We start from the raw sequence: 26,694 nt of genomic DNA, 5'->3' as shown, positions 1-26,694 counted from the left end.
ACTTGCTCATTATTGAATCTACTTCTATAGGAGGCCAATGACATGGCTAAAGTTTGGTTGATTACCGGAAGTGGAAATGGCTTGGGGCGTGACGTCACGGAAGCTGCCCTTGCTGCTGGAGATAGTGTCGTCGCCGGAACCCGACGCCTCGAGGAACTCGGCTCTCTAGTGGAGCAATACGGGGAGCGCATCACGCCCGTAACGTTGGACGTTCGCGATGAAGCCGCAGCGAAGGCCGCAGTTCAGACCGCTGTCGACAAGTATGGTCGACTCGATGTCCTCGTAAACAATGCAGGCTACGGCTTTATGGCTCCGTTCGAGCAGATCACTTCGGGACAATTCCGCGACGTCGTCGAAACCTGCTTATTCGGTGTCGTTTACACGACCCAAGCGGCGATTCCAGTGATGCGCCAGCAGAGGAGCGGACACATCTTTCAAATCTCCTCCATCGGTGGTCGCATCGCTTTCCCAGGAAACTCGCCGTACCATGCCGCCAAGTGGGCGGTCGGCGGCTTCAGTGACTCGGTCGCCGCTGAGGTCGCTCCGTTTGGCGTAAAGGTGTGCACGCTGGAGCCCGGCGGCATCCGTACTAATTGGGCGCAGAGAGCGGGAGAGAATTCGCCCGAACTCTTGCCCGACTACGAAGAGTCGGTAGGTGCAATCTACAAGCTACTGGCTTCCGTTCGTGGAAAAGCAGAGGGCGACCCCAAAAGGATTGCCGAGCTCATCGTGAACCTCGCCAGCTCAGAGGATGTGCCAAAGCGTCTGATCCTCGGCAAAGATGCGGAAGTTCGCGTCCAGATTGTCGAGACGGCACGTGCGGAAGAAGCTGCGAAATATCGCGAGCTAACCCTTTCCACCGTCTTTCCGGACGCGCCCGTCATCCCCGGATTAGTCAACCGCTAACCAGCCGGCCGGGCATCTCCATGCCCGGCCTGACCTTTTTTGACCGACCCAAACTTCCCCCGCAATCCCCGGAGTGCGCCCACCCACACCCCGCATGCACGATACTGGTATGGCGACCTCAATCTTCACCCTCAACGAAATCAACCCCATGCCCACCAGCAAGCCAGCCCGCACCTCAACCCCGTCCGTCTTCGCAGGCCGCGCCTGGCAGCAAGTCCTCGCGCGCGATGCTGCCGCCGACGGCCAATTTGTCTACGCCGTCAAATCCACCGGCATCTTCTGCCGGCCTTCCTGCCCCAGCCGCCGCCCCGAGCGCAAGAACGTCAGCTTCTTCCCCACCCCCGCGCTCGCCGAAGCCGCCGGCTTCCGTCCCTGCCTCCGCTGCGAGCCCACCCGAGTCACCCCCAAACCGGACCCCCAAGCCGAAGCCATCGCCAAAGCCGCCAGCTTCCTCACCACCCACGCCGGCGAACGCACCAAGCTCGACGACCTCGCCGCCGCCGCTGGCCTCGGTAAGTTCGCTCTCCAGCGTGGCTTCAAACGCGTCCTCGGCGTCACCCCCGGCGACTTCGCCCGCGAGCAGCGCAAGGACCGCTTCCGCGACAAAGTCCGCACCCCCAAACTCTCCATCACCGACGCCGTCTACGAAGCCGGCTTCGGCTCCTCCTCCCGCCTCTACGAAGGTGTAGACCAGACCCTCGGCATGAGCCCCTCCGCCATGAAATCCGGCGGCGCCGGCGAAATCATCCACTACACCACCACCAACTCCCCCCTCGGCCGCCTCCTCGTCGCCACCACCCAACGCGGCCTATGCGCCATCATGTTTGGTGACTCCGACCCCGAGCTCGCCGTCGAACTCCGCGAGCAATTCCCCCAGGCCGTCCTTCGCCCCTCAACTTCCGACGCCGCCCTGACTGAAGCCGTCACCTTCGTCCTCTCCCGCCTCACCGAGCACCCCACCGCCCAAACCCTCCCCTTCCACGTCCGCGCCACCGCCTTCCAGCAGCGCGTCTGGCAGGCCCTCCTCGAGATCCCCCGCGGCGAGACCCGCACTTACTCCCAGATCGCCGAAGCGGTAGGCTCCCCCAAGGCCGTCCGCGCCGTCGGTACCGCCTGCGGCTCGAACCTCCTCGCCGTCGTCATCCCCTGCCACCGCGTCGTCGGCTCCGACGGCAAGCTCACCGGCTACCGCTGGGGCACCGACCGCAAACGCCAGCTGTTAGCTCTTGAGCAAATCCCACCCAGGGAACTCCAAACCACAACCGAACGTACGAAACAGGGTTGAAGCATACGACTTGCATCGCGAAACCGAGCTAAGTCTGCACGTAAAATAGGAAACAGCGGGCGCATCTGCGCCAAGTAGGTCTTCGATCGATGAAACTGCGTCCTGTTCTTCTGGTTCTCCTGATCCTGTGCGGCTTCTACTTCCTCACCACCCACTGGCTTCCCTCCGGAGCCATGGCCGGCCTCATGCATCACACTCCAAACAACTTACCGGCGACCACCACCACCACCTCGCCCACACCCGATTTCTCCCTCACCGAAGCCAACGCCGCCCCCGCATACGACACCGAAGAGCTCCAGAACATCGCCGTCTACAAAAAAGCCCTCCCCTCGGTCGTCAACATCACCAGCACCGAAGTAGTCTGCTGCGATTTCTTCCTACGCCCAGTCCCCCAGCAGGGCCAGGGCTCCGGCTTCATCATTGATAACCAGGGCCACATCCTCACCAACTACCACGTAATCGACGACGCGCAGACCGTCCAGGTGACCCTCTGGAACAACAAGCAATACCAGGCAAAGCGCATCGGCGTCGACCCTGTCCACGATGTCGCCCTGTTGCAAATTACTGGCGCCAAAGACCTTCAACCAGCAACGCTTGCCGACTCCACCCACCTCCTCGTCGGCCAACAGGTCTACGCCATCGGCAACCCGTTTGGCTTGTCCGGCACCATGACCCGCGGCATGATCTCCGCCATCCGTTCCGTCCTCCTCCCCTCCGGCAATCGCATTGAAGACGCAATCCAGACCGACGCCTCCGTGAATCCCGGCAACTCCGGTGGCCCTCTTCTCAACTCTCACGGAGATGTCGTCGGCATCACCACCATGATCGCGTCGAACCCCAACGGTGGCGCAGATCAATCTGCCGGCATCGGCTTCGCTATTCCCATCTCTACCGCGAAAGCCGTTGTCGAAGACATCATGAAGTACGGCCACGCGCGCCGTCCTTCGCTCGATATCGTCACCCTGCCCATCGGCCCCGATGAGGCACAGCAGATCGGCCTGCCCGCCGACTACGGCATTCTAATCATGCGTGTGCTGCCCGGCGGCGCGGCTGCACAAGCCGGCCTGAAAGGCGGAAACCAGTTAGCCTACAAGGGCCGCACCCAAGTCATGCTCGGCGGCGACCTGATCGTCGGTTGCGATGATCAAAAGATCACATCCCCACAGGATCTCTCCAACGCCCTCAACGCCCACCATGCAGGAGATACCGTGGTCCTTGAGATCTATCGTGGACAGCAGCCGATGAAGATCAAGGTCACGCTCTCCGACGCCAAGCAGGCACCGAGCGGACAGGAAGCCTAATCCTGTTTCGCTGCGATCTAGTGCAGTGTCTCGGGAATCACCGCATACTGCAGCAGGATCTCAAACGGAATAATCTCCAGCGTCGCTTCATGCGTCGCTTCCAGCATCACGGGACACGCCGCGCCCGCCCGCTGAACCTCCAGCCAACGCGCCGCGCACACGCACCAGCGATCTCCCGGCTTCAAACCAGGAAACCCATACTGCGGCATCGGCGTCGACAGATCATTGCCCAGCTCAGCAGAAGCAACCAGGAACTCCTCGGTGATTAGACAACAAACCGTGTGCGCGCCCAGATCCTCAGGGCCTGTATTGCAGCAGCCATCCCGGTAGAAACCAGTCAACGGCTCTTTGCTGCAAGTCTCCAACGGCTGGCCGAGAACGTTTTTCTGAGTTGAGATCTTCGGGCTGGTATCCATGGCTCGATTGTATTCCTGCAGCGCCAACAATGAATTCCAGCTATTTCGCCGTCATCGCAAGCTGTTGCTGATACTCCTCGTACGGCCCCTTGTGATCCGTGATGTGGAAGTCGTTCGGCCCACCCTCGAAGTGCCAGATCCGCGTCCCAGCCTCTTCAATCAAATCCTGATCGTGCGTCACCAGGAACACCGTTCCCTCGTACTTCTGGATCGCCTGGTTCAGCGCATTGATGCTCTCAAGATCCAAATGGTTCGTCGGCTCATCGAGTACCAGCACGTTCGGTTTCAGCAGCATGATCTTGCAGAACAACAAGCGTGCCGCCTCGCCACCCGACAGCGCATTGGTCATCTTCAGACCCTCTTCGCCCTTGAACAGCATCTGCCCGAGAATCCCGCGAATGTCTTCCTTCACGGCCTTCGGATCGTACTGGTGCAGCCAGTCCTGCGCCGTCATTCCCAGCTCAATCGACCCCTTGTGGTCCTGTGCGAAGTAACCAATCGAAACCTCGTGCCCCCATTTCACCACGCCCGAATCAATCGAGACGTCCTTCTCCTCGATCCCCGGAGCATTCGCCAGCAGCGCCTTCAGCAGTGTCGTCTTGCCTTGGCCATTGCGCCCGATCAACACCACCTTCTCGCCACGCTGAACCATCGCGGAGAAGTTGTCGATCACATGCTCTGTCTTCCCATCGGGCTGCGTATAACTCTTGTTCACGTTCTCGAACTCGAGCACGGTCTTACCCGAAGGCCGATCCATCTTGAACGCAATATACGGCCGCGCAATATTCGATCGCGCCAGCTCGCTCGTCGCCAGCCGCTCCACTTCCTTCTTGCGCGAGTTCACCTGCGAACTCCGCGTACCCGCCGAGAAGCGCGCAATGAAATCATTCAGCTGTTCAATCTTCTTCTCGCGCTGCTCATTCTGGCTCTCAATGCGCGTCCGAATGCTGGTCTTCTGCAGCACCATATCGTCATATCCACCGTTGTAGGTAATGATCGTCTCGTAATCGATGTCGGCGATATGCGTACAAACATTGTTCAGAAAATGCCGATCATGCGAGATCACGATAACGGTGCCGGTGTACCGCCCAAGAAAATCCTCCAGCCAGTGAATCGACTCAAGATCCAGATAGTTCGTAGGCTCATCCAGCAGCAGCGCCTGCGGGTTGCCGAACAGCGCCTGCGCCAGCAGCACACGCACCTTCTGCCCGCCCTGCAGCTCGCTCATCTTGCGCTCATGCAGCTCGTCTGGAATATCCAGCCCCTGCAGCAGCACCGCCGCATTGGCCTCGGCCTCATACCCATCCTCGTCGCCGACGATGCCCTCAAGCTCGCCCAGCCGCGAACCGTCCGCGTCCGTCATCTCCGGCTTGTTGTAGATGACTTCGCGCTCTTCCATCGCCGCCCACAAGGCCTTGTTGCCCATGATGACGGTATCGACGACACGAAAGGCATCGAACTCGTACTGGTTCTGCTTCAACACCCCAAGCTTTTTGGGGCGGACCACGGTGCCCTTCTGGGCATCAATCTCGCCCGTCAACACCTTCATGAAGGTAGACTTGCCGGCACCGTTCGGACCCGTTAGACCATACCGGCGGCCAGCCGTGAACGTCACCGAGACGTCCTCAAAAAGGAGCTTCGCGCCGTAGCGCATCGTTACATTAGACACAGAGATCATCACTACTATTTTCTCACGGTCCCTGTCACCCTCCTACCAACCGCGAACTGCCCACCTTGCCGCTTCGCAAAGAAAATTCATCCCCATTAGAAAATCCCTTGACAAAACATTCTCCGGAGTTTATTTAACTAATTAGTTACATAACCAAGAGGTTTTCTACAAGCCATGAATGACTCGATCAGCTCGACCTTCGCCGCTCTAGCCGATCCCACCCGGCGCGCTATTCTTGCTCGGCTGGCGCTCGGCGAGACCTCTGTCACCAAGTTAGCCGAGCCCTTCGAAATGAGCATGCCCGCCGTCTCCAAGCACCTCCGCGTGCTCGAGCGGGCCGGCCTCATTACCCGGGGCCGCGAAGCCCAATGGCGTCCCTGCAAGCTAAAGGCTGAACCCCTCCGGGAAGCCGCCGGCTGGCTCGACGAATACCGCCAGTTCTGGGAACAGAGTTTCGATCGACTCGATGAATACCTGCAAAGGCTGCAAACGGAAGCGAAACAGAAACACGCAAGTGAACCAAAGGGCACGCAATCAAATAACAAGGAGAAGGTTCATGGTCGAGACAACCAGTAACGTAACCGATACGGCAGCCGCGAATGAAATCGTGATCTCACGAGTGTTCGCCGCGCCCCGCGCAATGGTATGGGGCGCCCTCGCGGATCCCTGGCAAGTAGGACAGTGGTGGGGGCCTAAGGGCTTCACCACCACCATCCTCGAAATGGATCTTCGCGCCGGCGGCAAGTGGAGCCTCGTCATGCACGGCCCAGACGGCACCAACTACCCCAACGAGATGACCTTCACCGAAGTAGTTCCCTTCGAGCGAATTGGCCTCGAGCTCACCGGCTGCCGCGAAGGCGCTCCGCTCATCCACTTCCAACAGAGCATGACCTTCACCAACGAAGAAGGTGGAACACGCTTCACCGTCCGAATCACCTTTGCAACAGCAGAAGAGCGCGACCAGAATGTCCGAGACTACGGCTCTATCGAAGGCGGCAAGCAAATGATGGAGCGGCTCAACGCGCACCTGCACGAGCGCAGCGCCCATCCCATCGAGAAGCTCGCCGGAGCTCCGGCAGCCCACGAGCTGCGCATCACCCGCACCTTCAACGCGCCTCGCGAACTCGTATGGCGAGCATGGACCGACCCCGAGATGGCGAAGCAGTGGTCTGGCCCAAAACAGTTCCCAGCTTTCCACATGGAACTCGGCAAGAAACCCGGCGACCGCTGGCGCATCGGCCTTCGCGGCAACCGTCCCGGGACCGACATCCCCACCGAGATCTGGCAGGGCGGCATCCTCCGCGAGTTCGTTCCGCCCGAGCGCCTCGTCTACACCTACGCCTGGGAAAACCGCGCCAGCGTCGGCCTGTCCGAAGATGGCGAGCCGCACGAAACCGTAATCACCGTTCGCCTCGAAGAGAACGCCGGCAAAACTACCATGCACTTCCACCAGGCCTTCTTCGCCACCACCGCCGAACGCGACGGACACAACGGTGGATGGACATCCAGCTTCGAGCGCCTCGAGGAATTGGTCAACGCACAAGCCGCAAAGGAGGCACAATGAGCACAGCGCCAGCCGTTTCCATGGAGATGGAGCTTACCCGTCTCTTCCGCGCCCCGCGATCCCTTGTCTGGCAAGCGTGGACCGAGGTCGACAAACTCCAGCAATGGTGGGGGCCGATGCACTTCACCAACCCGCGCTGCGAGATCGACCTTCGCGTCGGCGGCCCCATCCGCATCGACATGCGCGCGCCAGACGGCATCGTATTTCCCATGAGCGGCGAGTACGAGCAGATCGTCCCGCCCGAGCGGCTCGTCTTCCTTACCTCCGCACTCGACGAGCAAGGCGAACCGATCTTCACCAATCGCAACACGGTCATCTTTCGCGAGGTCGACGGCGCCACAGAAATATCCATCCACACCCGCGTCATCGATGCCAAGGCCGCAGCATGGCAATACCTCAAGGGCATGCGCGAAGGCTGGAGCAGCAGTCTCGACAAACTCGAAGCATTCGTCGCCTAAGGACAACGGAAAGTTCGCCAACTCATTTCGTAATACGCAACAACCACTACGCCAACCAGCACCAAAGGAGACAACAATGAAAACCGATCTGCATCTCGTATTTTCCGGCAAGTGTCGTGAGGCCTTCGCCTTCTACGAAAAAACCTTCAACACCAAAGTCCAATTCACCATGACCTTCGGAGAAGCTCCAGAAGGCTCACCCGTCCCACCTGATTCCAAGGACCTCATCCTGCACACCTCGATGCCGGTCGGCAGCATAACGCTCATGGGCTGCGACGCACCCAAGGGTCGCGAGGCTACCCTCGGCGGCTTCCAGATCTCCGTCAGCGACCCCAGCACCGACGAAGTTGAGCGCATCTTCGACGCCCTCAAAGAAGGCGGCAGCGTACAAATGCCCATCGGCCCAACCTTCTGGTCGCCCCTCTTCGGCATGTGCACCGACAAGTTCGGCGTCGGCTGGATGGTAAGCGTACCCGGTCCGCAAATGTAATCCACCGTAACTGGGCTGCTAGACCTTCGGCTTCTCCGTAGTCGGCTGCTGGGCAGGCGGTATTGCGTGGACACCCACTTCGTAATTCCGCCCCAGCCACCGGTCTGGCTCCGGCCAGTGCATTGTGAAGACAATGCTGCCTGTCTGGTCCGCTGCAATCGGAATGTCGACGAAGCAGCCAATGCGTCCGAGCGAGTGGGCGGCCAGTTGATTCTTGGTCGCCCAGTTGTCGGTCGTGTACACGACGGCGAACGGCTGCGCATCCACGATGCGCAGCACGCCGCCCTGCACGATCGCGGAGATGGGTCGTCCCAGCTGGAAGATCCCCAGGTAGCGGCGGAAGTGTTCGCGATGCTGTCCAAGAATGTAACGATCGTGCACCACGGAGATGCAGTCGAAGACCTGTTTGTCGGCAACGGAACGCAGCAGCTTCAAATACTCCGCGTGCGCCCACACCAGCGGCTGAGCCGACCCAGCCGAACGCCCAAAGAACAGCTCCTCCGCCGGCAGATCCGCATGATCCCAGACCTGCTCCGGCAGCATCCCGCCGGAAGAACTGAACTTCTCCATCGCCGCGATGTACGGCGTCACATCGTGCCCCGCAGCCAGCTCATAGTGACCCCGCTCGCCCGTCAGGATCGGCCATGCTCGCCCCTGGCCCCACCCCATGTAGGGGCCGCCGTCCTTCCGCTGCCCGTAACCATCATGGTTGTAGCGCCGCCAGCACGGACCGGACGGCGTCTCAATCTTCAACACCGCATCCACCACCTTCAGCGAGTCCACAATCAGCGGATCATCCGGTCGGCGAATACCATACCGCACCAGCTCCAGGAATCCTGCATCCACCACCTCACACGCTTCATAATCCGTCTGCTCACCCGGCCCGCGGTTCGCAATATGAATCATCCCTGGAGGTATCAGGCTGTTGTGAAATGACTCGCCCACAGCCGGCGGCCGAATCCGCATGTAATGATGCGGAATTCCCGGGACCAACGTCCCCTCGGTCGTCGTCGTCCACTTATCCAACCGCGCTTCAATCCAGTCGGCATACTCTTCAAGAAATACGCCCACCTCTTCCGAGCCATGCTGCCGAAGGATGTCCGCCGCGCAGATCAACGCAGAAATTACCGAAGCCAGCGTCGACGGCGAATAGCCCGCATTCTCCTCCCATCGCTCCTGCTGTGTGATCGGCGCATACCGCACCAAGAACGAGGCCGCCGCCGTCACAAACGGCACAATATCAAACTTGCCCAGCCCATTCACCTTCCAAAGCCGCCAGGCCAGGATGATTGGAAACGCCACCTCATCCAACTGAATCCCCGACCAATACGGAACACCGTTGATCCAGAAGTTCTGCGCAAACCCGCCGTCCGGATGCTGCGTACAGGCGAGATACACCAGCGCGCCGCGCGCTGACTCAATCCGTCCACCGCCCAGCAGTGCTGTCGCCGACTGCACCATATCCCGCGTCCACACCAGGTGGTACCCGCCCAAATCATCATCCGATTTCGACGCTCCCCAGGGGATCGACGCCGACGCAATGAACGCGCCCGAATAGGTCTTGTCCTCGTGTGCCAGGAGTACCCCGTGCGACGCCCGCAACAGCTTCCCCTGGTCACTCGAAAACTCGCTAAACCTCAACGGCGGAGGAGCCCTGTGCCACTCCTCGATAAACCTCGTCCGATGCTGAAGGAATGGAATCGACAGCGACTGCATCATGTTCGACAGTGCCGAGTGATTCCCGCGCCCCAGCGCGATCGCCACGGTAAACTCACGCGTCTTGGCAATATCAATCTCGCCCATGATGGCAATGTTGCCGTTCAGCGCCTGGCCAAAATTCCACGTCATGCGCAGGTGCTGCGACAGATCTGTATAGCCGTCGCTCGAGCCCACATAGCCGCAGCTCGAACGTGTGAAGCCGCAGTCCGCTCCCATCGCCAGCGAAAAGTCATTCTTCCACGCCAGCACGCACCGGGTCCCCGCCATATCCAGCGAGCGCGCCGAGTTATCCAGACCGCCTCCATCCAAATGCGGCGCCAGCAGCGCATAACACTTCAGCCGCGACAGCACATCCTCATCTCCCGTCAACTTCACGTTCATCAGCACCACCGCATGGTGCGGATCGGTGATGAACTCCTTGGTCACGGTATACCGCCCACTCACATCATGCCCGGTCACGCGAATCGCCAGCGCGTTCTCGTCGATGTACTGAAAGTCATACGCAATGTCACGCTTCTCTTCGTGGAAGAAAGTCGTCTCGTCCGTGAACAGCAACTCCATGTCCCGCGTCTGCGGCCGGTCGATCGTCGGATAGTAGATCTCATTCAACGTCCCATGCGAAGCCGTAAACCAGATCTTCGTCGACGCCGCATACGCCGTGCTCACTGCATCTTTTTCGCTGGAAGTCCATCGCGGCTGAACCCCGGGACATCCGAACGCAGGGCCGTCGTCGTCGAGCCAGCGATAGTTACCGTTGGAAGCGCTCATAGTAGTATTCGACCACAGAATCCTTCCCCCGTTTGATGAACGCGCCCAACCTCGAGATGCGCACCACCCTCCGCTTCGGAAACTCCCAGCCAATACGCTATTCTCATCCAGGCAGCACCGCCGGGAGCACCCCGTGCATCCAACTCTATTGTCCAAGCGCGTAGCCGGAGCTTCGCGCACATCGCCTAAAACCCAGAACGATAAAGGAGTAACTCCAGTGGCCTTCGAACTTCCTCCCCTTCCCTACGACTACGCCGCTCTCGAGCCCACCATCGACGAAGCGACCATGAAGCTACACCACGACAAGCACCACCAGACCTACGTCACCAACCTTAACGGCGCCGTCGAGAAGCACCCCGAACTCGGCAAGAAGACGCCCGAAGAACTCGTCTCCGACCTGGCCAGCATCCCCGAGGACGTACGCGGTGTCGTCCGCAACAACGGCGGCGGCCACGTCAACCACACCATGTTCTGGCAGATCATGAAGCCCAAGGGCGGCGGCGATCCCACCGGCGATATCGCCACGCAGATCACCAAGGACTTCGGCAGCTTCGCCGACTTCAAGAAGCTCTTCAACGAAACCACTGCCAAGCAATTCGGCTCTGGCTGGGGCTTCCTCGTCTACAAGGGCGGCAAGCTTGAAATCGTCACCAAGCCCAACCAGGACTCGCCCCTCTCCGAAGGCCTCTACCCCATCCTCGGCAACGACATCTGGGAGCACGCCTACTACCTCAAGTACAACAACCGCCGCCCCGACTACCTCGCCGCCTGGTGGGACGTCGTCAACTGGGATGAAATCAACAAGCGCTTCGCCCAAGCTAAGAAGTAAGAATTAGCGTACAAACGGAAATTGCAAGAGACGACAAAAAGCCCTCCGCTCAGGAGGGCTTTTGTCATTGCATTAGAAATTCACTACTCCAGCGTGCTACCGCCGCGCGTACCCTTCGGCCGGCGATTCACCGCCAGAATCTTCTTCCGCATGCGCAGCGACTTCGGCGTAACCTCGACCAGCTCATCCTCCGCGATGAACTCGATCGACTGCTCCAGCGTCAGGCTCTTGAACGGCACCAGTCGCACCGCGTCGTCCGAACCCGAAGCACGCATATTCGTCAGCTTCTTCTCACGCACGCAGTTCACATCCAGATCGTTGTCGCGTGAGTGCTCGCCGATGATCATGCCCTCATACACCTCAACGCCATCGCCGAGAAACAGAATGCCGCGCTCCTGGATCCCATCAAGCGCATACAGCGTCGTCACACCCTGGCGATCCGAGATCAGTGCTCCCGAAGGACGCTGCGGAATCTCGCCCGTGTACGGAATGTACTCGCCCGCAATGGAGTTCATCACGATCGTCCCGCGCGTCTCCGTCAGCATCTCGTTGCGCAAACCAATCAGTCCGCGCGACGGAACCTTGAACTCCATCCGCACGCGTCCTGACCCGTGATTCGCCATCTTCACCATCTCGCCCTTGCGCGGTCCAAGCTTCTCAATCACCGTTCCCACAAATGCCTCAGGAACATCGATGGTCAGAATCTCCGACGGCTCCATCAGCGCACCATCAACACGCTTGGTCACAATCATGGGACGCGACACCATCAGCTCAAAGCCTTCGCGCCGCATCATCTCGATCAGCACCGAAAGCTGCAGCTCGCCGCGGCCAAGCACCTTGAAGTTATCCGGCGTTCCGGTGTCTTCAACGCGGATGCTCACGTTGGTCAGCAGCTCGCGCTCCAGCCGCTCCTTGATATTGCGCGACGTCACCAGCTTGCCTTCGCGCCCAGCGAACGGCCCGTTGTTCACCGAAAACACGATCGCAATCGTCGGCTCGTCGATCTTGATAATCGGCAACGGCTTCGGGTCTTCCAGCTCGCAGAAGCTCTCACCAATCGTGATGCCCGGAATACCGGCGACAGCAATAATGTCGCCCACCGTCGTCTCCTCGGTGTCGATCCGCTTCAGGCCGTCGAACGTAAACAGCTTCGTAACCTTCACCGTCTGCAGCGTGCCGTCTACACGCGAAAGGTTGACTTCCTGGCCAGCCTTGAGCGTTCCATTGAACACCCGTCCAATCGCCAAACGGCCAAGATAATCCGAGTAATCCAGGTTCGTCACCAGGATTTGCAGTGGTCCATCCGCCGTTCCCGGCGCCGCCGGAATCGTCTGGAAGATCAGCTCAAACAACGGCTGCAGATCAGTCCCCGGGACATTCAGATCCATCGTAGCCGTGCCCGCTTTTCCGTTCGTGTAAATCACCGGGAAGTCTAGAACGCTCTCATCCGCATCCAGGTCGATGAACAGGTCATACACCTCGTTCAACACCTCTTGCGGCCGCGCATCCGGGCGATCAATCTTGTTGATCACCACGATCGGCGTCAGCTTCGCCTCGAGCGCCTTCGACAGCACGTAGCGCGTCTGCGGCAGCGGACCCTCACTGGCGTCCACCAGCAGCACCACGCCGTCCACCATCTTCAGCGCGCGCTCCACTTCGCCACCAAAGTCGGCGTGGCCTGGTGTGTCCACAATGTTGATCTTCGACTTCTTGTAGTGGATAGCCGTATTCTTCGCGAGAATCGTGATGCCGCGCTCTTTTTCCAGGTCATTCGAGTCCATCACGCGCTCGGCAACGACTTCGTTCGTTCGAAAGGTACCGGACTGGCGTAGCATGGCGTCCACCAGCGTAGTCTTGCCGTGGTCAACGTGGGCGATGATGGCGATGTTGCGGATAGCTTCGGCGGTCGTAGGAGTGCTCACTGCGTGGGGGTTTCCTGTTCTTGGGTTTCTGATTTTCGAGGGTGCGCGTGGGATGCGGCGCAGAATTAGCTCTCGTGGGGGACGCGCTGACCGCTGACGATTCCAGCGAAAAACGCGTTAGTCCTAGTCTACCAGTACCCACCCGCTGCGCGGTAAAGATTGCGCCAATTGCACCAACAAAACCTTCTCTTTCTACCTTCTACGGCTCACCCTCCGATACCGCTAAATCAGGTCGGTGCTAGGCTTTTATCTACAAATCCGTCGCATCACTATCCCTGTTTAGGAGTTCCACGATGGACAAGATCAACCGCAGAACCTTTCTTGCTTCCGCAGCCGCAGCAGCGCTCGTCTCTTCGCAACCACTTCACGCCCAGGAGCCTGCGCCGACAACTCCAGATGCAGCTCTCAAAATGCTTATGGACGGGAATGCGCGTTTTGACGCTAATAACCTCACCAGCATTGCGCACGATCTAAAGATGCTCAGGGAGAACACCGTCGAGAAGCAGCAGCCGTTTGCCGCCGTACTCTCCTGCGCTGATTCGCGCGTGCCGGTGGAGCTCGTCTTCGACCAAACCATCGGTCACATATTCGTCTGCCGCGTCGCCGGGAACATCATCAACTCCGAGATCATCGGTTCGCTCGAGTATGGAGCCGCCGTACTGGGAGTAAAAGTTCTCCTCGTCATGGGTCACTCCAATTGCGGAGCCGTCAAAGCTGCTATTGCGAAGACGGATGTTCCTGGCCAGATTGCGTCTCTGTATACGCACCTTGAGCCAGCCGTTGAAGCCGGTTCCGGCCTGGTAGACACCATCAAAAAGAACGCCAAGATTCAAGCCTCTCTCTTGGAAACAACATCAACCGTCCTCTCCCCGATGATCAAGGAAGGCAAACTGAAAATCCGCGCGGCCTACTATGATGTCGGCACCGGCCAGGTCACACTCCTTTGATTTCGGCCACGACAGGCATCTGACCGCCCTCCTCTGCTCCTGTTACTGCTGCAAACTGGCCGGATCTGCGGTAGGGAGACACTTCCCCTATACTGAAAGCTCCATGGACGACATCCTGCCACCCGCCACCCGCCAGCCCCAGGCTGCGACGCCGTGGAATTACAAGTTGGATCATGCGTTCGACGAGATGTTCGCCGCACAGAACGAACTGCGCGAACACTACGGCCCCCTGCTCGAGCACTTCACCGCCCTCCCTCAGGACGAAGTCCAGCGCCGCAAACAAGCCGCAGACCTCAGCTTCCTCAACCAGGGCATCACCTTCACCGTCTACGGCCGCGAAGAAGGCACCGAGAAAATCTTCCCCTACGACCTCCTCCCGCGCATCATCACCAGCGCCGAGTGGTCCAAGGTAGAGCGCGGCCTCACCCAGCGCATCACCGCCCTCAACCTCTTCCTCAAGGACATTTACAATGAGGGCCGCATCCTCAAGGACGGCATCGTTCCCCGCGAGATCGTCTACTCCTGCCAACACTTCCGCCGCCAGATGTCCGGCCTGCAAGTCCCTCGCAACGTCTACATCGCGGTCTGCGGCACCGACCTCATCCGTCTCGAAAACGGCGACTTCGTAGTCCTCGAAGACAATCTCCGCGTCCCCTCCGGTGTCAGCTATATGCTGACCAACCGCCGCGTGATGAAGCGTATCTTCCCGCAACTCTTCCGCAACTACAACGTCAAGCCCATCGAGCAGTACACCCAGCTCCTGCTCGGCACCCTGCGTTCGCTCGCCCCCGAAGGCCGCCCCGAGCCCAACATCGTTCTGCTCTCCCCCGGCGTCTTCAACTCCGCCTACTTCGAGCACGCGTACCTCGCCCGCCAGATGGGCATCGAGCTAGTCGAAGGCCGCGACCTCGTCGTCCACGACAACGTCTGCTACATGCGCACCACCAGCGGCCTCCGCCGCGTCGACGTAATCTACCGTCGCGTAGACGACGACTTCATCGACCCCCTCAGCTTCCGCTCCGACTCGATCCTCGGTGCCGCCGGCCTCTTCAACGCCTACCGCGCCGGCAACGTCACCCTCGCCAACGCCTTCGGTACCGGCGTCGCCGACGACAAGGCCCTCTACGCCTACGTCCCCGACATCATCCGCTACTACCTCAGCGAAGAACCGGTCCTCAACAACGTCGAAACCTTCCTCTGCACCCGCGAAAAGGAACGCAACTATGTCCTCGCCAATCTCGACAAGCTGGTAGTGAAAGCTGTGGGCGAATCCGGCGGATACGGCATGCTCATTGGCACGCAATCCACGGCCAAAGAGCGCGAGCTCTTCGCCGAAAAAATCAAAGCCAATCCCCGCAACTACATCGCCCAGCCCACCATCAGTTTCTCCCGCGCCCCCTGTCTTATCGGCGACGAACTCGAACCCCGCCACGTCGACCTCCGCCCCTACGTTCTATACGGCGACAAGGTCACCATCGTCCCCGGAGGCCTAACCCGCGTAGCCCTCAAGCGCGGCTCCCTCGTCGTCAACAGCTCCCAGGGCGGCGGCAGCAAAGATACATGGGTGCTAAGCTAATCGCCGCGCAGGCAGACACGTTTCGCAAGCTCTTGCCTGGACCGCTTCCTCAAAGGGCGACGTTTTCGCGCCGCTTCCGTCAAACCTTCAACTACGAAAAGTTGAAAGGGGCAGTGTTGCGTCGCTTCGTTGCGCTCTTTTGGGTAAGCCTTGTTGCCTGTGTCCTCGTCGCTTCCGGTTGTTCCACGGCCAACGCCGACGCTCCCAAACCGCGAGTCATCGTCTTCGTCCACGGCCTGCATGGCAGCAGCGATACGTGGCGAGCCGCCAACGGCGCCTACTGGCCGGATCTCATCCGTACCGACCCGCACTTCCGCAGCTCGGACGTCGTTGTCGCCGAATATCCAACCCCCTCCATGCGCGGCCGCTACTCCAGCACGCAACTCGCCGAGCTGCTTTGGCAGTCGCTGAATAAGCAGGGTGTTTGGGAGCATCACGACATTGTCTTCATCGCACACAGCCTGGGCGGCCTGCTGACCGAAGAGATGCTCTTGAACCATCCCTCCGACGCCGCGCACGTATCCTTTGTCGCGTCCTACGCCACACCGCACCAGGGCTCGTTCATCGCCAGCTTAGCCAAGATCTACGATAGCGATCCGTTGCTCACCGACTTGAGCTACGCCGACGATAACGCCTTCCTGACAAATCTCGAACAGCGGTGGCGCAGCTCGCCCTACACCATCAGCATCCATCGCTATTGTGCGTACGAAACCCTGGACACCGCATCTGGAGCCGGCATCGGCCATTATCTGCACGCTCACACCCGCGTCGTAAGCTTCTACAGTGCGACCTACGGATGCGATGTCGATACGCCGCCGCAAAAAATAAACGCCGACCACATCGACATTGTGAAGCCATCGAGCCGCCAGTCCGATGCCTATACGTTCTTCGCCAAACTCTACCGCAATAATCCGATCACCAACATCACGGAAACCGTTCGCGATAACAAGGTCTCCGCACTGTATGTCGCCTGCGATCGCACGAACTCCGAAGACGACCTCCAGGTGCCGATCGGGCTCGATCCAGTGCAACACGAACAGCTCACCGCCGCCACCGCCGAGTTTGTCGACACCCAAAAGGTGAAGGACGACCCTACAATCGCCGTGACGAAAGTCGATCCCGGAGGCATCGCCCACATCGCGTACTCCTTTCGTGGGCATGGACATGATCTCGGCATCTTCGGTTGTCCCACCGGCCACACATCCATCCTCGTGCACTTCGTCATCCGCAGCCATGTGCCGCTGATCGAATAGAGGAATCGGACACCCCGATGGTTGAAGATATTCGATAGCATCCAAAGATCGGAGAGCAAATTGAATTTGATGACGGCCAACCAGTTTACTCGCCGAAGGACGCTTGCCACTGCTTCTCCAACAGTTCGCTGGATCGCCATTAGTGCGCTTCTATTGATCAGCGCCTCGGCTGCCAACGCCCAACGCCTCGTCCTCATCGACCAGGACGGCTCCGGCCCCGGCGGCTCCAACCAGATGGCCATGATAGTCCTCCTCCAATCCCCCCAAGTCCGCGTCCTCGGCATCACCATGGTCAGCGGCAACGCATGGGAACCCGAAGAGGTCCAACACACCCTCCGCATGCTGGAACTCATCCACCGCACCGACGTCCCCGTAGTTCCCGGCGCCGTCTTCCCTCTCCTCCGCACCGAAGCCGAGGCCATGCACGAAGCCCCCCTCATCGGCAGCTTTCCCTGGTACGGCGCCTGGGGCGACCTCGCCAAGCACACCAGCGCGCAGCCCTATCACGGCCCCTTCGTCCTTCCGCCTCTCGAAGAAGGCGAGCCCACCACCAAGCCGCTCGACGAAGACGCCGCCCACTTCCTCATCCGCCAGGTTCATGCGCATCCCCACGCCGTCACCATCTACGCCGCCGGCCCGCTCACCAACATCGCGCTCGCCATTTCCATCGACCCGCATTTCGCCGAGCTCACCCAGGGCATCGTCATCATGGGCGGCAGCCTCAACCCCCGCACCGACGACCCCGAGTTCGCCACCCATCCCCGCCACGAATTCAACTTCTGGTTCGATCCCGAGGCCGTCCACATCACCCTCCGCGCCCACTGGCCGCGTATCGATCTGACCGACGTCGACATCTCCATCAAGACCCAGTTCACCAAAGACATGCTGCGCCAGATCGCCCAGTCCAACTCGCCCGCCGCCCAGTACATCGCCCACTACACCCGCGAGTACTACTACCTCTGGGATGAGCTCGCCGCCGCCGCCTGGCTCGACCCCTGGATCATCACCAAAGAGCAGATCCTCTACGTAGACTGCGACACCTCCCACGGGCCCAACTACGGCGACACCCTCACCTGGACCGCAGCCAACAAGCCCTCCCTCCCCGGCCCCTCCGGCGAAATGCAGCCCGTCCACGTGCAGGAGGACCTTAACGTCCCGCTTTTCGACAGGACATTTGTTGATCTAATGAAGTCAGAACCTGTGGTCGTGCGCACAGAGGCCGCCACTCACTAAGCAAAATCCGAAAGTCAGTGTAGAGTGAACTACAACCAGCAAGTCCAATTCAGCAAAGGAACCGACCGCATGCTGTCACGCGTCGCCGATTCACTGTACTGGATGAGCCGCTATCTCGAGCGAGCGGAACACGCGACGCGCCTGCTGGATGTAAACCTCAATCTGATGCTCGACGAGAGCCCCACCAGCTCCGATCATCGCTGGCTGCGCATGCTCGCCGCCCTCGGCAACCCTAAGCGCCTCAAGTGGAACGGCAACCCTTACGAACTCGCCCGCAACCTCACCTTCGACACCTCCAACAAATCCTCCGTCGTCTCCTGCATCATCGCCGCCCGCGAAAATGCTCGCCAGGTCCGCGAGCAGATCTCCACCGAGCAGTGGCAGAAACTCAACTCCCTCTACATCGAAGTCACGCGCCCCGAGGTCAAGCGCGCCATGCAAATCGAGGCCAACGCCGAATCCGGCGAAGGTCCCACCGCCTTCCTCCAGGAGATGATGGAAGCCGTCCACCAGTTCCAGGGTGTCACCGACTCCACCATGTCCCACGGCGAAGGCTGGCAGTTCATCCAGGTCGGTCGCTACCTCGAACGCGCCTCCGGCATGCGCCTTCTCCTTGAGGCCTATCACGGCGACGTCTGGTCCCACCCCGACCGCGTTCCCGAAGGCAATGAGTATCTCGACTGGATGGGCCTGCTCCGCTCCGCCACCGCCTTCGAAGCCTACTGCAAGGTCTACACCGCCGACCTCACGCCCGAACGCATCCTCGAGTTCCTTCTCCTCGACTCCGAGTTCCCCCACTCGCTGCGCTTCTCCATCGACAGCCTCCAGTGCGCTCTCCAGGCCATCCAGGAAAAATCCGGCAAAACCCGCGCCGAAGAGCTCAACCGCATCGCTGGCCGCCTCAGCGCCTCGCTCGGTTTCGCCAGCGTCGACGAAATCCTCATGGGCGACCTCGTCGACTATCTGCATGGCATTCAGCGTCAGTGCCAGGCCATCCATCAAACCATCTACCACCTCTACGTCGACTATCCGATTCAGGCCGCGCTGGCTGGTTAACCGAACACCAGGAAAGTAGCAGAGAAATGCCGAACCCCATGAAGCATCCGCAGGAGGGACCGATGTATTACTCGATCCGCCATCTGACCAAGTTTCTCTACAAGACCCCCGTCAGCGAAAGCATCATGGAGACGCGCATGCACCCGCGCTCCGACGCCCAGCAGCGCTGCCTGACCTTTCATCTCTCGGTGAGCCCGCGATGTCGCGTGTTCAGCCACCGCGACCACCTTTCTAATCACGTCCACCACTTCGACATCCCCGGCCAGCACGGCCAGCTCGTCATCGTCGCCGAATCGCTCGTCGAGATGGCCATCCACGACGAAATCCCTCAGTCCCTCCCCGACGGCTCCTGGGACGAGCTCGACCGCCTCGTCCACGAGGGCGACTTTTGGGAGATGCTCCTCCCCAGCGAATTCGCCCAGTTCACCCCCGAGCTCGAAGAACTCGGCAAGCACCTCGACGTCCGCCGCAAGGACGACCCGCTCAGCGCCCTCCACAAGCTCAACACCCAGCTCTGCGAATACTTCGACTACAAACCGAAATCCACCAAGGCCGACTCCCCCATCGAGGTAGCCCTCTCCACCAAAGCCGGCGTCTGCCAGGATTTCTCCCACATCATGATCTCGCTCGTCCGCTCCAAGTTGGAGATCCCCTGCCGCTACGTCAGCGGCTACCTCTATCACGGCGACGCCCACAAGGATCGCTCTGAAAGCTCTGCCACCCACGCCTGGGTCGAGGCATTCCTCCCCGAACTCGGCTGGATCGGCTTCGATCCCACCAACGACCTCGTCGCCGGCGATCGCCACATCCGCACCGCCATCGGCCGCGACTACTCCGACGTCCCGCCCACCCACGGCATCTACCGCGGCCGCACCAAGAGCGAGCTCAGCGTCGCCGTCCGCGTCGAACCCAGCGAAGGCACACCTTTCCTCGATCGCGAACTCCCCGTCCCCGAAGACTGGTCAGTCCTCGTCGAAAAAGCCCAGGCCCTCCCCGAGCAACCCCCACCCATGTCCCGCCACGCCCAGCAAGCCCAGCAACAGCAATCCACCGACGAAACCCCACGCCGCTAGTAAAGCAGCCGCGAACCCGCGCCCGCCCCTCAGCCCGCGCCTACAGATTCATCTTCTTAAACACCCGCTCCGGAATCGCGCGAATCACCGCCATAATCACGCGCCAGATTCCCGGCACATACACCACGTCATCCCCGCGATCGATCGCCTTCACCAGCGACGCCGCCACCGCCTCGACATCCGCGAACTTCCCGCTGCCCTTCATCCCCTCGGTCATCGCGGTCTTCACCGGCCCGGGCTTGATCGTCATCACCCGCACGCCATCGCGATCAATCCGATTCCGCAGCCCATCCACAAACGCTGTCAGCCCCGCCTTCGAGCTCCCATACACATAATTCGACTTCCGCCCACGCTCGCCCGCCACCGACGACAGTACCGCCAGCGTCCCCGCATGACGCTGCGCCGCGTAATTCGCCAGCCAAGTCAGCAAACTCACCGGCGCCACAAAGTTCGTGTGCAGAATCTGATCGGCCGCCGCAAAGTTCTTCTCTGCCTCAGGCTGTTCCCCTAACACCCCCAGCGCCAGGAACGCCACATCCAGGCCTCCCAACGAATTAATCGCATGCGCCAGCACCTCAGGATGCGCGTTCGTATCATCCAAATTCGCCACCGCCGACCCAATATGCGAAGCCCCGCGCGTCCGCGCATCCGCCGCCACAACAGCCAGCTTGTCCTCATTCCGCGCAACCAAATAAAGCGCATCGCCGCGGTTCGCCCACAGACGTATACAAGCCTCCGCAATCCCCGACGTCGCACCCAGCACCAGAATCCGCCGCGGCCCATGCGTCTGCTCCGCCGCAACCTCACCCACTCCGGCTTCATCCGCGCGCGGCGTGCGCAACGCCAACGGCTGTTCTTCCTCGAGCGGCAACTTTACCTCTGTGCTCATTTGCCCACTCCCCGCACGCCCATCTGTCCGCCCACCACGCGCTCCCAGAATCCCGACGTCAGCGCCGGGTCCTTATACCGCGCAAACTTCTCCCACTGCGGATAGAACGCCTGAAACTGCGCCGCCGTCATCCGGGCATCCTTCGCCGGATACAGCCGCCCGCCAAACTCATTCGTCATCTCCGCCAGCCGATCGAACAGCGCAAAACTCTTCTCCGGCTTGATCGGAAAATCCAGCGCCAGCGTAATCCCTGGCTTCGGAAAGCTCATCATTCCCGGCGACGGCACATCCCCAAACGCCTTCAGAACCGCCAGAAAACTCGCCAGCCCCGACTTCGCCACCGCCTGCAGAACCGCGATCGTCCCCTCCCGCGCATGCTCCCACGGAATCGCATACTGAAACTGCAGCAGCCCGCGTTTGCCATACATCCGATTCCACTTAAGCACAGCATCCAGCGGATAGAAGAACGGCTCATAATCCTGCAGCGCGCTCACCCGCTTCTTCATCTGCTTATTGAAGAACACCGAGTTGAACGCACCCACCGTCGCCCCGTTCAGCGCAAACCCCGGCAGCTCCACCGGGAACGTAAGCTTCGGCTTTCCTGAAACCTTCAGCGGCGCCGGCACCTGCGAGTGGTCGCCCTGCATAAAAATGCCGCGGCAGAAATTCTTGCCGGTCGACGTCACATCCACCCAGCTCACCGTGTACTCAATATTCTCGGCCTGCCGCGTCAGATCAAGAAACTCATCAATGCCATGAAACTGAATTCCCTGGTAGTCAATCATGCGACTAACAATCGGCTTCAGCCGCAGCTGCGCCCACGTGATCACGCCTGTCAGCCCCATACCCGCGATCGTCGCCCCAAAGTAATCCGGGTTGCTCGAAGGCGAACAATGCATCCGCTCCCCGTTCGACCGCACGAGTTCGAACTGCGTTACATGGCGACCAAACGTTCCCGCATGGTGGTGATTCTTCCCATGAATATCATTGGCAATCGCGCCGCCCAGCGTCACATACTTCGTCCCGGGCGTCACCGGCAAAAAGTATCCGCGCGGCACCGCAAAATCAAGAATCTGCGCCAGCGTAATGCCCGCCTCGGCCGTCAACAACCCCGTCGCCGGATCAAAATCCAGCAGCCGGTTCATCGACGTCGTCTGTACCAGCGTCCCATCCTTCAGCAGGCAGACATCTCCATAGCTCCTGCCCATACCCACCGCCAGCGCGCCGTGATGCACGCCATCAATCGCCCGCGGATAATCACCCTGCCAGTGAAGCTGCTTCAACTCTGCGTTGTATTCGGGATACCGGCCCCACGATTCGAACGGTGGCGGCCCAGCCGGCTTGTCACCAGCTTCTGTAGGTTGCGGTGCGTTGAAGTCCAACTCTGCGGACGAGGGCATGACTATAGGATAGTCGATGCCCTCTTCTCCCGCGGAAGCATCTTTATGATTACCGCACGTCTCTAGTGATTAGCGAACGCGTCGTTCAATCCCTTGAACACTGCATCAAACTTGCCACTCGACTCCGCAAACCGAAGCCCCTGCGCGTTCTTCACACAGTTTTCCTGCGGTGTAGGCTGCGTATTGAAAATCTCCATCGTCTGCTCGATAAAGTCCTTCAACGGCATCGCCCGCGGATCTTCCGCCCCACCCAGCAAATCGGTCTGCACATACGGCGGGACAATCTCCAGCACCTCCGTCGTCGTATCCTTCAGCTGGTACCGCAGCGAACACGTGTACGAGTGGACCGCTGCCTTGGTCGCGCAGTACGTCGGCGTAATCGCCAACGGAACAAACGCCAGTCCCGACGAAACGTTGATGACGGTCGAATGCGCTTGCTTCCGAAGCAGCGGCAACAGCGCCGCCGTCAGCCGTATTGGTCCCAGCAGGTTCGTCGTGATGATCGCCTCTGCATCTTCCAGCTTCTGCTCCTCCAGCACATTCTCCGGCCGCATGATGCCTGCATTGTTCACGAGCACATTCAGCTTCGGAAACTCCGCAGCCACCTGCGCCGCAAACGCCTTGATCGCCGCCGGATCTTCAATGTCCAGCGTCAGATACTTCATGCCCGGATTCGCCGCAACCGTTTCTTCCAGCGCAGCCTTGCGACGCCCGGCGATAATCACCTGGTTACCCTTGGCCTGCCATGCTTCGGCAAGGCCGCGGCCAATGCCCGATCCGCCGCCCGTAATCAGAATCGTGTTTCCTGTGAGGTTCATGATTCAATCTCCTACAAGCATCCTAGGGATGTACTGTCCATTAAGGAAGTAGGCACTTAGAAGTGCTATACATACCGCATAGAAACCGTCTGCCAATCCTAAGAAAATGCACGAAGCTTCAAGCGTGTTGTTCCGTCACGCCTCGTGGCGTCAAAAGCGCAAGCGCCGCCGCTACAACGAGGAGCGCTGGCACGTCGCCCAAAAGGTGTCCCCGGTGCATGGGATTCACGAACGATTGAACAGCCATAATGGCAGCATGCACAACGCTGGACCACACCGTGAACCAGATGAGACTTATGTACGCGAGAGGTTTGCGGCTCGCAACCATTAGAAACACTCCCAACGTCGCGTATATGCCGAGAATCATCTGCAGGTAGTCAGACTGGCCCATGTGCCACGACCAGCCGGACGGCCAAATAATTGTGAGTGGATAGATCCCAAAGGTGAAGATCAGACCCACCAGCAGCAACGCAATGCGTAAGTATTTGATGCGATCAGCTTCGGTCATATCCCTCTCCTTCAGGTCAGGACATAAACCTGCGGACCTTCTACTGTCCGTCAGATTCTCTGTTGCTCTCCTTAGCCACTTTGGAGTGAGATTAAATCACAAGCGTTTGGCGACAGACAATCCCCGTATAAAACAAAAGAGAAGGTCCGTCAGCTTGGATGTATCGTGGGACTGCACGTTCAGCCTGGAAGGTACCGATCTGCAAGTTCTGTACGCAGCGAACAGGAACTGAGGACTCTATGACGAAAAAGGATAAGAAGAGCAAGAAGGCGAAGAAGCACGACCAGGTGGCAATCTCCGCCGTGGCCGATACCAAACATTCTGCCGCTGAACCGAAGCCGCCGTCCAAATCCTCCACCAAATCAGATGACAAGGTCGATGCCCTCGTCCACGAAATCATCGAGCGCATTGCCGACAAATGGACCATGGTCGTTCTCGATGTCCTCGCCGACCACGGCACCGTTCGCTTCACCAAGCTCGGCAAGCTGGCCGGCGGCGTCAGTCAGAAGATGCTCACCAAAACCGTCCGTCAGATGGAAAGCGACGGCCTCGTCATACGCACCGTCCACCCCGTCGTTCCGCCCCACGTCGACTACACCCTGACCGACTTGGGCCGTACACTCGGCGAAGCCTTCTGCGGCGTCTGGGTGTGGGCCGAGAAAAATTACGATGCGGTAGAAACATCCCGCGCCGCCTTTAGCCACAAGCCGTCAGCTTAGCCTGCAGCGATCAGCGGCACATCTTTGCCAGCTCATCCTCTGGCTGCGTCGCGTTCGGTAGCGTCACGTTACGCGTAGTCGCGACCAACTCCATCAACAGCCCACCACCCGGATACGCTACCTTCGGATCGACGCTGTACGCTGGATCAGACTCCGCCTGCGGCAGCGACACAAACTCGAATCCCCGCTTGCGAAACAGCCCAATCAACTCCGGCAACATCTTCGCATCGAACGCCCCCACATGCAGCAGCAGCACATACGGAATGTCCCGCCCATACAACCGCTGTGAAAGCGTGCGCGAATACGTGATGTACTCATCGGCCGTAGCGAGATAGCTGTCATGCAGCGATGCAACGGCGGCATCATCCTTCTTCGCCGCGCAGCGCGCATACGCGTCGTTCCACAAATAATCGCCGAAATCGAGATTCACTTCTGCAATCTTGTAGTGGTTATCCGACAGATAATCCCGCACGGCGTTTCGCTTGGCCATCGTGTCGCCCTCTTCCAGGTACGGAAACCGAAACCAGTGCCAGTCCCCTGCCGGATCTACCTTCTCGAGCAACGGCTCATTCTCGGCGATGTTATGGATGTACTTTTTCGCCGAGCTTTTATCCAGCGATGGGTGAGACCAGGTGTGGTTTCCCAGAGGATTTCCAGACGCAATCCACTCCCGCAACAGCTTCGTCTGGTACGGATACTCGGCGGTTCGGAAGCCATTCACGAACCCGTAAACTGGAGGCATCTGCTCTGTTTTCAGCGTTTTGATAATGCTGCGGATGGGCTCGGGACGGTACTCCCCCGGCGGCAGAGGGCCGTGCGCGGGCAGATCATCGAACGTAAATGCGACCTGCAGTGGCGCCTGTTGTGCCGATATTGGAGAGGCTGCCCAGGTCGTCATCGCTAGGGACGCCAGGAGCAGGCGAGCGAACTTCATGGATCCAGTGTAGCTTTCCGGCAATTTCCACCACGCGCTACCCGAAACTAGGCTAAACACATCGATTTGTGACCCGAAACCGGGCTAAATCAACCGCCAAAAACACGAAAAGCGCGGCAAATGCCGCGCTTTTCTGATTTGTGGTGAATTGGCTTACGCGGTAGCGCGAGCCTTCTTTGCGGCTTCCAGCGCGCTCTTGGCCGATACGGCGAGAGCGGCAAAACCGGCGGCGTCGTTGGCGGCGATGTCGGAAAGGATCTTGCGATCGAGGCCGATGCCCGCCTTCTTGAGGCCGTTGATGAACGTGGAGTAGCTCATTCCATTGAGCTTACAGGCGGCATTGATGCGCACGATCCAGAGCGAACGGAACTGGCGCTTCTTCTGCTTGCGGCCGATGTAGGCGAACTTGAGTCCGCGCTCGACGGCTTCCTGGGCTGCCTGGTAAAGCTTTGATTTAGTTAGGAAATAACCGCTGGCGCGCTTGAGGATCTTCTTGCGGCGGTCGTTGCGTTTTGTACTCCGTTTGACACGGGGCATGGTCTAACTCCTTTTGCGTGAATCGTTTAGCGGCTGGAGGTAAGGGTGCCTCTTCACTCGCTTACTGCTTCGAATCTCGGTGGATTTACTGCGTAAATCCAGGGGCCTATACGCTTTGCGGCCCGTTGCTTTTCAGCGGCTTGATTCGAAAAACTTGCTTGTTGGCTACGCTCTACGCGTAGGGCAACATGCGTGCGACCTTCGGGGTATCCTGCTTTGAAACCAACACGATACGGCCAAGTTTGGACTTGGTCTGGTTGGTCTTCGAAGTGAGGATGTGGCGCATCTTCGTCTGACCGCGCTTGAACTTACCGGAAGCGGTCTTCTTGAAGCGCTTGGCTGCGCCCGAGTGGGTTTTTAGCTTTGGCATGGTGATTCCTGAAGGAAACGTACTATTGAACAACGTCATTCAGAATAGCATGTT

Annotated in this window: 26 protein-coding genes; 15 read left to right on the top strand and 11 right to left on the bottom strand. The window is 59.6% G+C overall.

Features of this window, described 5'->3' with window-relative positions; all coding sequences use genetic code 11:
* Positions 1 to 42: 42 nt before the first annotated feature.
* The 3 genes from GSQ80_RS20680 to GSQ80_RS20670 all read left to right on the top strand — a co-directional run bounded on the left by GSQ80_RS20680 (position 43) and on the right by GSQ80_RS20670 (position 3,492).
* Positions 43 to 906, top strand: coding sequence for an SDR family NAD(P)-dependent oxidoreductase (locus GSQ80_RS20680; RefSeq protein ID WP_158789553.1), 864 nt, complete (start codon positions 43 to 45; stop codon positions 904 to 906).
* 109 nt (positions 907 to 1,015) lie between these two features.
* Complete coding sequence (gene ada / locus GSQ80_RS20675; protein WP_158789552.1) at positions 1,016 to 2,191, top strand: bifunctional DNA-binding transcriptional regulator/O6-methylguanine-DNA methyltransferase Ada; 1,176 nt, start codon at positions 1,016 to 1,018, stop codon at positions 2,189 to 2,191.
* Between the two features lie 89 nt (positions 2,192 to 2,280).
* Positions 2,281 to 3,492: a S1C family serine protease gene (locus tag GSQ80_RS20670; protein WP_158789551.1), complete on the top strand. Its 1,212-nt coding sequence runs from the start codon at positions 2,281 to 2,283 to the stop codon at positions 3,490 to 3,492.
* A 17-nt stretch (positions 3,493 to 3,509) separates the two neighbouring features.
* Here the strand turns inward: GSQ80_RS20670 and GSQ80_RS20665 are convergent, their stop codons facing one another.
* Both GSQ80_RS20665 and GSQ80_RS20660 read right to left on the bottom strand, forming a co-directional pair.
* Positions 3,510 to 3,908 (bottom strand): DUF2237 family protein, encoded by a 399-nt coding sequence (locus tag GSQ80_RS20665; protein ID WP_158789550.1) that lies wholly within the window; start codon positions 3,906 to 3,908, stop codon positions 3,510 to 3,512.
* A gap of 40 nt (positions 3,909 to 3,948) precedes the next feature.
* Positions 3,949 to 5,586, bottom strand: coding sequence for an ABC-F family ATP-binding cassette domain-containing protein (locus tag GSQ80_RS20660; protein ID WP_158789549.1), 1,638 nt, complete (start codon positions 5,584 to 5,586; stop codon positions 3,949 to 3,951).
* Between the two features lie 165 nt (positions 5,587 to 5,751).
* Here GSQ80_RS20660 and GSQ80_RS20655 point away from each other — a divergent pair, with 165 nt between their 5' ends.
* The 4 genes from GSQ80_RS20655 (at position 5,752) to GSQ80_RS20640 (ending at position 8,089) form a co-directional block, all read left to right on the top strand.
* Positions 5,752 to 6,153 (top strand): helix-turn-helix transcriptional regulator, encoded by a 402-nt coding sequence (locus tag GSQ80_RS20655; RefSeq protein ID WP_158789548.1) that lies wholly within the window; start codon positions 5,752 to 5,754, stop codon positions 6,151 to 6,153.
* Positions 6,134 to 7,141, top strand: coding sequence for an SRPBCC family protein (locus tag GSQ80_RS23160; protein WP_216850499.1), 1,008 nt, complete (start codon positions 6,134 to 6,136; stop codon positions 7,139 to 7,141). Before GSQ80_RS20655 ends, GSQ80_RS23160 begins: the two co-directional genes overlap by 20 nt.
* A complete protein-coding gene (locus GSQ80_RS20645; protein WP_158789547.1) occupies positions 7,138 to 7,599 on the top strand; it encodes an SRPBCC domain-containing protein in 462 nt (153 codons plus the stop codon). The genes GSQ80_RS23160 and GSQ80_RS20645 overlap by 4 nt, the downstream gene beginning before the upstream one ends.
* Positions 7,600 to 7,675: 76 nt before the next feature.
* Positions 7,676 to 8,089, top strand: a complete 414-nt coding sequence (locus GSQ80_RS20640) for a VOC family protein (RefSeq protein ID WP_158789546.1) — start codon at positions 7,676 to 7,678, stop codon at positions 8,087 to 8,089.
* A gap of 18 nt (positions 8,090 to 8,107) precedes the next feature.
* Here GSQ80_RS20640 and GSQ80_RS20635 read toward each other — a convergent pair whose 3' ends face one another.
* Positions 8,108 to 10,576, bottom strand: coding sequence for a glycoside hydrolase family 15 protein (locus tag GSQ80_RS20635; RefSeq protein ID WP_158789545.1), 2,469 nt, complete (start codon positions 10,574 to 10,576; stop codon positions 8,108 to 8,110).
* A gap of 217 nt (positions 10,577 to 10,793) precedes the next feature.
* Here GSQ80_RS20635 and GSQ80_RS20630 point away from each other — a divergent pair, with 217 nt between their 5' ends.
* The gene (locus GSQ80_RS20630; protein WP_158789544.1) at positions 10,794 to 11,405 is read left to right on the top strand and encodes a superoxide dismutase; all 612 of its coding nucleotides are present in this window, start codon (positions 10,794 to 10,796) and stop codon (positions 11,403 to 11,405) included.
* A gap of 83 nt (positions 11,406 to 11,488) precedes the next feature.
* On the opposite strand, the gene typA is transcribed toward GSQ80_RS20630, so the two are convergent.
* Entirely contained in the window at positions 11,489 to 13,327 is a 1,839-nt protein-coding gene (gene typA, locus GSQ80_RS20625; RefSeq protein WP_158789543.1) for a translational GTPase TypA, read from the bottom strand.
* Between the two features lie 293 nt (positions 13,328 to 13,620).
* On the opposite strand from typA, the gene GSQ80_RS20620 reads away from it, so the two are divergent.
* The 6 genes from GSQ80_RS20620 to GSQ80_RS20595 all read left to right on the top strand — a co-directional run bounded on the left by GSQ80_RS20620 (position 13,621) and on the right by GSQ80_RS20595 (position 20,465).
* Positions 13,621 to 14,274 (top strand): carbonic anhydrase, encoded by a 654-nt coding sequence (locus tag GSQ80_RS20620; protein WP_158789542.1) that lies wholly within the window; start codon positions 13,621 to 13,623, stop codon positions 14,272 to 14,274.
* A gap of 187 nt (positions 14,275 to 14,461) precedes the next feature.
* Entirely contained in the window at positions 14,462 to 15,850 is a 1,389-nt protein-coding gene (locus GSQ80_RS20615; protein WP_371315762.1) for a circularly permuted type 2 ATP-grasp protein, read from the top strand.
* Complete coding sequence (locus GSQ80_RS20610) at positions 15,835 to 17,103, top strand: triacylglycerol lipase (protein WP_158789540.1); 1,269 nt, start codon at positions 15,835 to 15,837, stop codon at positions 17,101 to 17,103. The genes GSQ80_RS20615 and GSQ80_RS20610 overlap by 16 nt, the downstream gene beginning before the upstream one ends.
* A 69-nt stretch (positions 17,104 to 17,172) precedes the next feature.
* Positions 17,173 to 18,336, top strand: a complete 1,164-nt coding sequence (locus GSQ80_RS20605) for a nucleoside hydrolase (protein ID WP_158789921.1) — start codon at positions 17,173 to 17,175, stop codon at positions 18,334 to 18,336.
* 69 nt (positions 18,337 to 18,405) lie between these two features.
* A complete protein-coding gene (locus GSQ80_RS20600; protein ID WP_158789539.1) occupies positions 18,406 to 19,392 on the top strand; it encodes an alpha-E domain-containing protein in 987 nt (328 codons plus the stop codon).
* A 26-nt stretch (positions 19,393 to 19,418) separates the two neighbouring features.
* Positions 19,419 to 20,465 carry a transglutaminase N-terminal domain-containing protein gene (locus tag GSQ80_RS20595; protein WP_371315746.1) on the top strand — a complete coding sequence of 349 codons (1,047 nt, stop codon included), beginning with the start codon at positions 19,419 to 19,421 and terminating at the stop codon, positions 20,463 to 20,465.
* 40 nt (positions 20,466 to 20,505) lie between these two features.
* On the opposite strand, the gene GSQ80_RS20590 is transcribed toward GSQ80_RS20595, so the two are convergent.
* The 4 genes from GSQ80_RS20590 to GSQ80_RS20575 all read right to left on the bottom strand — a co-directional run bounded on the left by GSQ80_RS20590 (position 20,506) and on the right by GSQ80_RS20575 (position 24,080).
* Positions 20,506 to 21,354, bottom strand: coding sequence for an SDR family oxidoreductase (locus GSQ80_RS20590; RefSeq protein WP_158789538.1), 849 nt, complete (start codon positions 21,352 to 21,354; stop codon positions 20,506 to 20,508).
* Positions 21,351 to 22,754, bottom strand: coding sequence for an FAD-binding oxidoreductase (locus GSQ80_RS20585; RefSeq protein WP_158789537.1), 1,404 nt, complete (start codon positions 22,752 to 22,754; stop codon positions 21,351 to 21,353). Before GSQ80_RS20585 ends, GSQ80_RS20590 begins: the two co-directional genes overlap by 4 nt.
* Positions 22,755 to 22,816: 62 nt before the next feature.
* Positions 22,817 to 23,572, bottom strand: a complete 756-nt coding sequence (locus tag GSQ80_RS20580; RefSeq protein ID WP_158789536.1) for an SDR family oxidoreductase — start codon at positions 23,570 to 23,572, stop codon at positions 22,817 to 22,819.
* A gap of 118 nt (positions 23,573 to 23,690) precedes the next feature.
* Positions 23,691 to 24,080 carry a DUF6632 domain-containing protein gene (locus GSQ80_RS20575; protein WP_158789535.1) on the bottom strand — a complete coding sequence of 130 codons (390 nt, stop codon included), beginning with the start codon at positions 24,078 to 24,080 and terminating at the stop codon, positions 23,691 to 23,693.
* Between the two features lie 239 nt (positions 24,081 to 24,319).
* Between GSQ80_RS20575 and GSQ80_RS20570 the strand changes: the two genes are divergently transcribed.
* Positions 24,320 to 24,799 carry a helix-turn-helix domain-containing protein gene (locus GSQ80_RS20570; RefSeq protein WP_158789534.1) on the top strand — a complete coding sequence of 160 codons (480 nt, stop codon included), beginning with the start codon at positions 24,320 to 24,322 and terminating at the stop codon, positions 24,797 to 24,799.
* A 10-nt stretch (positions 24,800 to 24,809) separates the two neighbouring features.
* Here GSQ80_RS20570 and GSQ80_RS20565 read toward each other — a convergent pair whose 3' ends face one another.
* From GSQ80_RS20565 to rpmI, 3 genes are all read right to left on the bottom strand, one after another.
* Positions 24,810 to 25,733: a polysaccharide deacetylase family protein gene (locus GSQ80_RS20565; protein ID WP_254059825.1), complete on the bottom strand. Its 924-nt coding sequence runs from the start codon at positions 25,731 to 25,733 to the stop codon at positions 24,810 to 24,812.
* A gap of 153 nt (positions 25,734 to 25,886) precedes the next feature.
* Positions 25,887 to 26,270 carry a 50S ribosomal protein L20 gene (gene rplT / locus GSQ80_RS20560; RefSeq protein WP_158789533.1) on the bottom strand — a complete coding sequence of 128 codons (384 nt, stop codon included), beginning with the start codon at positions 26,268 to 26,270 and terminating at the stop codon, positions 25,887 to 25,889.
* Between the two features lie 172 nt (positions 26,271 to 26,442).
* On the bottom strand, positions 26,443 to 26,640 hold the full coding sequence (gene rpmI / locus GSQ80_RS20555; protein ID WP_158789532.1) for a 50S ribosomal protein L35: 198 nt from the start codon (positions 26,638 to 26,640) through the stop codon (positions 26,443 to 26,445).
* Between the last annotated feature and the right edge of the window lie 54 nt (positions 26,641 to 26,694).

It is taken from the genome of Granulicella sp. L46, from assembly GCF_009765785.1.
Classification (GTDB): Bacteria; Acidobacteriota; Terriglobia; order Terriglobales; family Acidobacteriaceae; genus Granulicella.
This window is presented reverse-complemented; position numbering and strand designations above follow the sequence as displayed.

Coding starts and splice junctions, on each gene's coding strand:
- GSQ80_RS20680 (WP_158789553.1), top strand. CDS start 43: ATGGCTAAAGTTTGGTTGATTACCGGAAGTGGAAATGGCTTGGGGCGT.
- ada (WP_158789552.1), top strand. CDS start 1,016: ATGGCGACCTCAATCTTCACCCTCAACGAAATCAACCCCATGCCCACC.
- GSQ80_RS20670 (WP_158789551.1), top strand. CDS start 2,281: ATGAAACTGCGTCCTGTTCTTCTGGTTCTCCTGATCCTGTGCGGCTTC.
- GSQ80_RS20665 (WP_158789550.1), bottom strand. CDS start 3,908: ATGGATACCAGCCCGAAGATCTCAACTCAGAAAAACGTTCTCGGCCAG.
- GSQ80_RS20660 (WP_158789549.1), bottom strand. CDS start 5,586: ATGATCTCTGTGTCTAATGTAACGATGCGCTACGGCGCGAAGCTCCTT.
- GSQ80_RS20655 (WP_158789548.1), top strand. CDS start 5,752: ATGAATGACTCGATCAGCTCGACCTTCGCCGCTCTAGCCGATCCCACC.
- GSQ80_RS23160 (WP_216850499.1), top strand. CDS start 6,134: ATGGTCGAGACAACCAGTAACGTAACCGATACGGCAGCCGCGAATGAA.
- GSQ80_RS20645 (WP_158789547.1), top strand. CDS start 7,138: ATGAGCACAGCGCCAGCCGTTTCCATGGAGATGGAGCTTACCCGTCTC.
- GSQ80_RS20640 (WP_158789546.1), top strand. CDS start 7,676: ATGAAAACCGATCTGCATCTCGTATTTTCCGGCAAGTGTCGTGAGGCC.
- GSQ80_RS20635 (WP_158789545.1), bottom strand. CDS start 10,576: ATGAGCGCTTCCAACGGTAACTATCGCTGGCTCGACGACGACGGCCCT.
- GSQ80_RS20620 (WP_158789542.1), top strand. CDS start 13,621: ATGGACAAGATCAACCGCAGAACCTTTCTTGCTTCCGCAGCCGCAGCA.
- GSQ80_RS20615 (WP_371315762.1), top strand. CDS start 14,462: ATGTTCGCCGCACAGAACGAACTGCGCGAACACTACGGCCCCCTGCTC.
- GSQ80_RS20610 (WP_158789540.1), top strand. CDS start 15,835: ATGGGTGCTAAGCTAATCGCCGCGCAGGCAGACACGTTTCGCAAGCTC.
- GSQ80_RS20605 (WP_158789921.1), top strand. CDS start 17,173: ATGACGGCCAACCAGTTTACTCGCCGAAGGACGCTTGCCACTGCTTCT.
- GSQ80_RS20600 (WP_158789539.1), top strand. CDS start 18,406: ATGCTGTCACGCGTCGCCGATTCACTGTACTGGATGAGCCGCTATCTC.
- GSQ80_RS20595 (WP_371315746.1), top strand. CDS start 19,419: ATGCCGAACCCCATGAAGCATCCGCAGGAGGGACCGATGTATTACTCG.
- GSQ80_RS20590 (WP_158789538.1), bottom strand. CDS start 21,354: ATGAGCACAGAGGTAAAGTTGCCGCTCGAGGAAGAACAGCCGTTGGCG.
- GSQ80_RS20585 (WP_158789537.1), bottom strand. CDS start 22,754: ATGCCCTCGTCCGCAGAGTTGGACTTCAACGCACCGCAACCTACAGAA.
- GSQ80_RS20580 (WP_158789536.1), bottom strand. CDS start 23,572: ATGAACCTCACAGGAAACACGATTCTGATTACGGGCGGCGGATCGGGC.
- GSQ80_RS20575 (WP_158789535.1), bottom strand. CDS start 24,080: ATGACCGAAGCTGATCGCATCAAATACTTACGCATTGCGTTGCTGCTG.
- GSQ80_RS20570 (WP_158789534.1), top strand. CDS start 24,320: ATGACGAAAAAGGATAAGAAGAGCAAGAAGGCGAAGAAGCACGACCAG.
- GSQ80_RS20565 (WP_254059825.1), bottom strand. CDS start 25,733: ATGAAGTTCGCTCGCCTGCTCCTGGCGTCCCTAGCGATGACGACCTGG.
- rplT (WP_158789533.1), bottom strand. CDS start 26,270: ATGCCCCGTGTCAAACGGAGTACAAAACGCAACGACCGCCGCAAGAAG.
- rpmI (WP_158789532.1), bottom strand. CDS start 26,640: ATGCCAAAGCTAAAAACCCACTCGGGCGCAGCCAAGCGCTTCAAGAAG.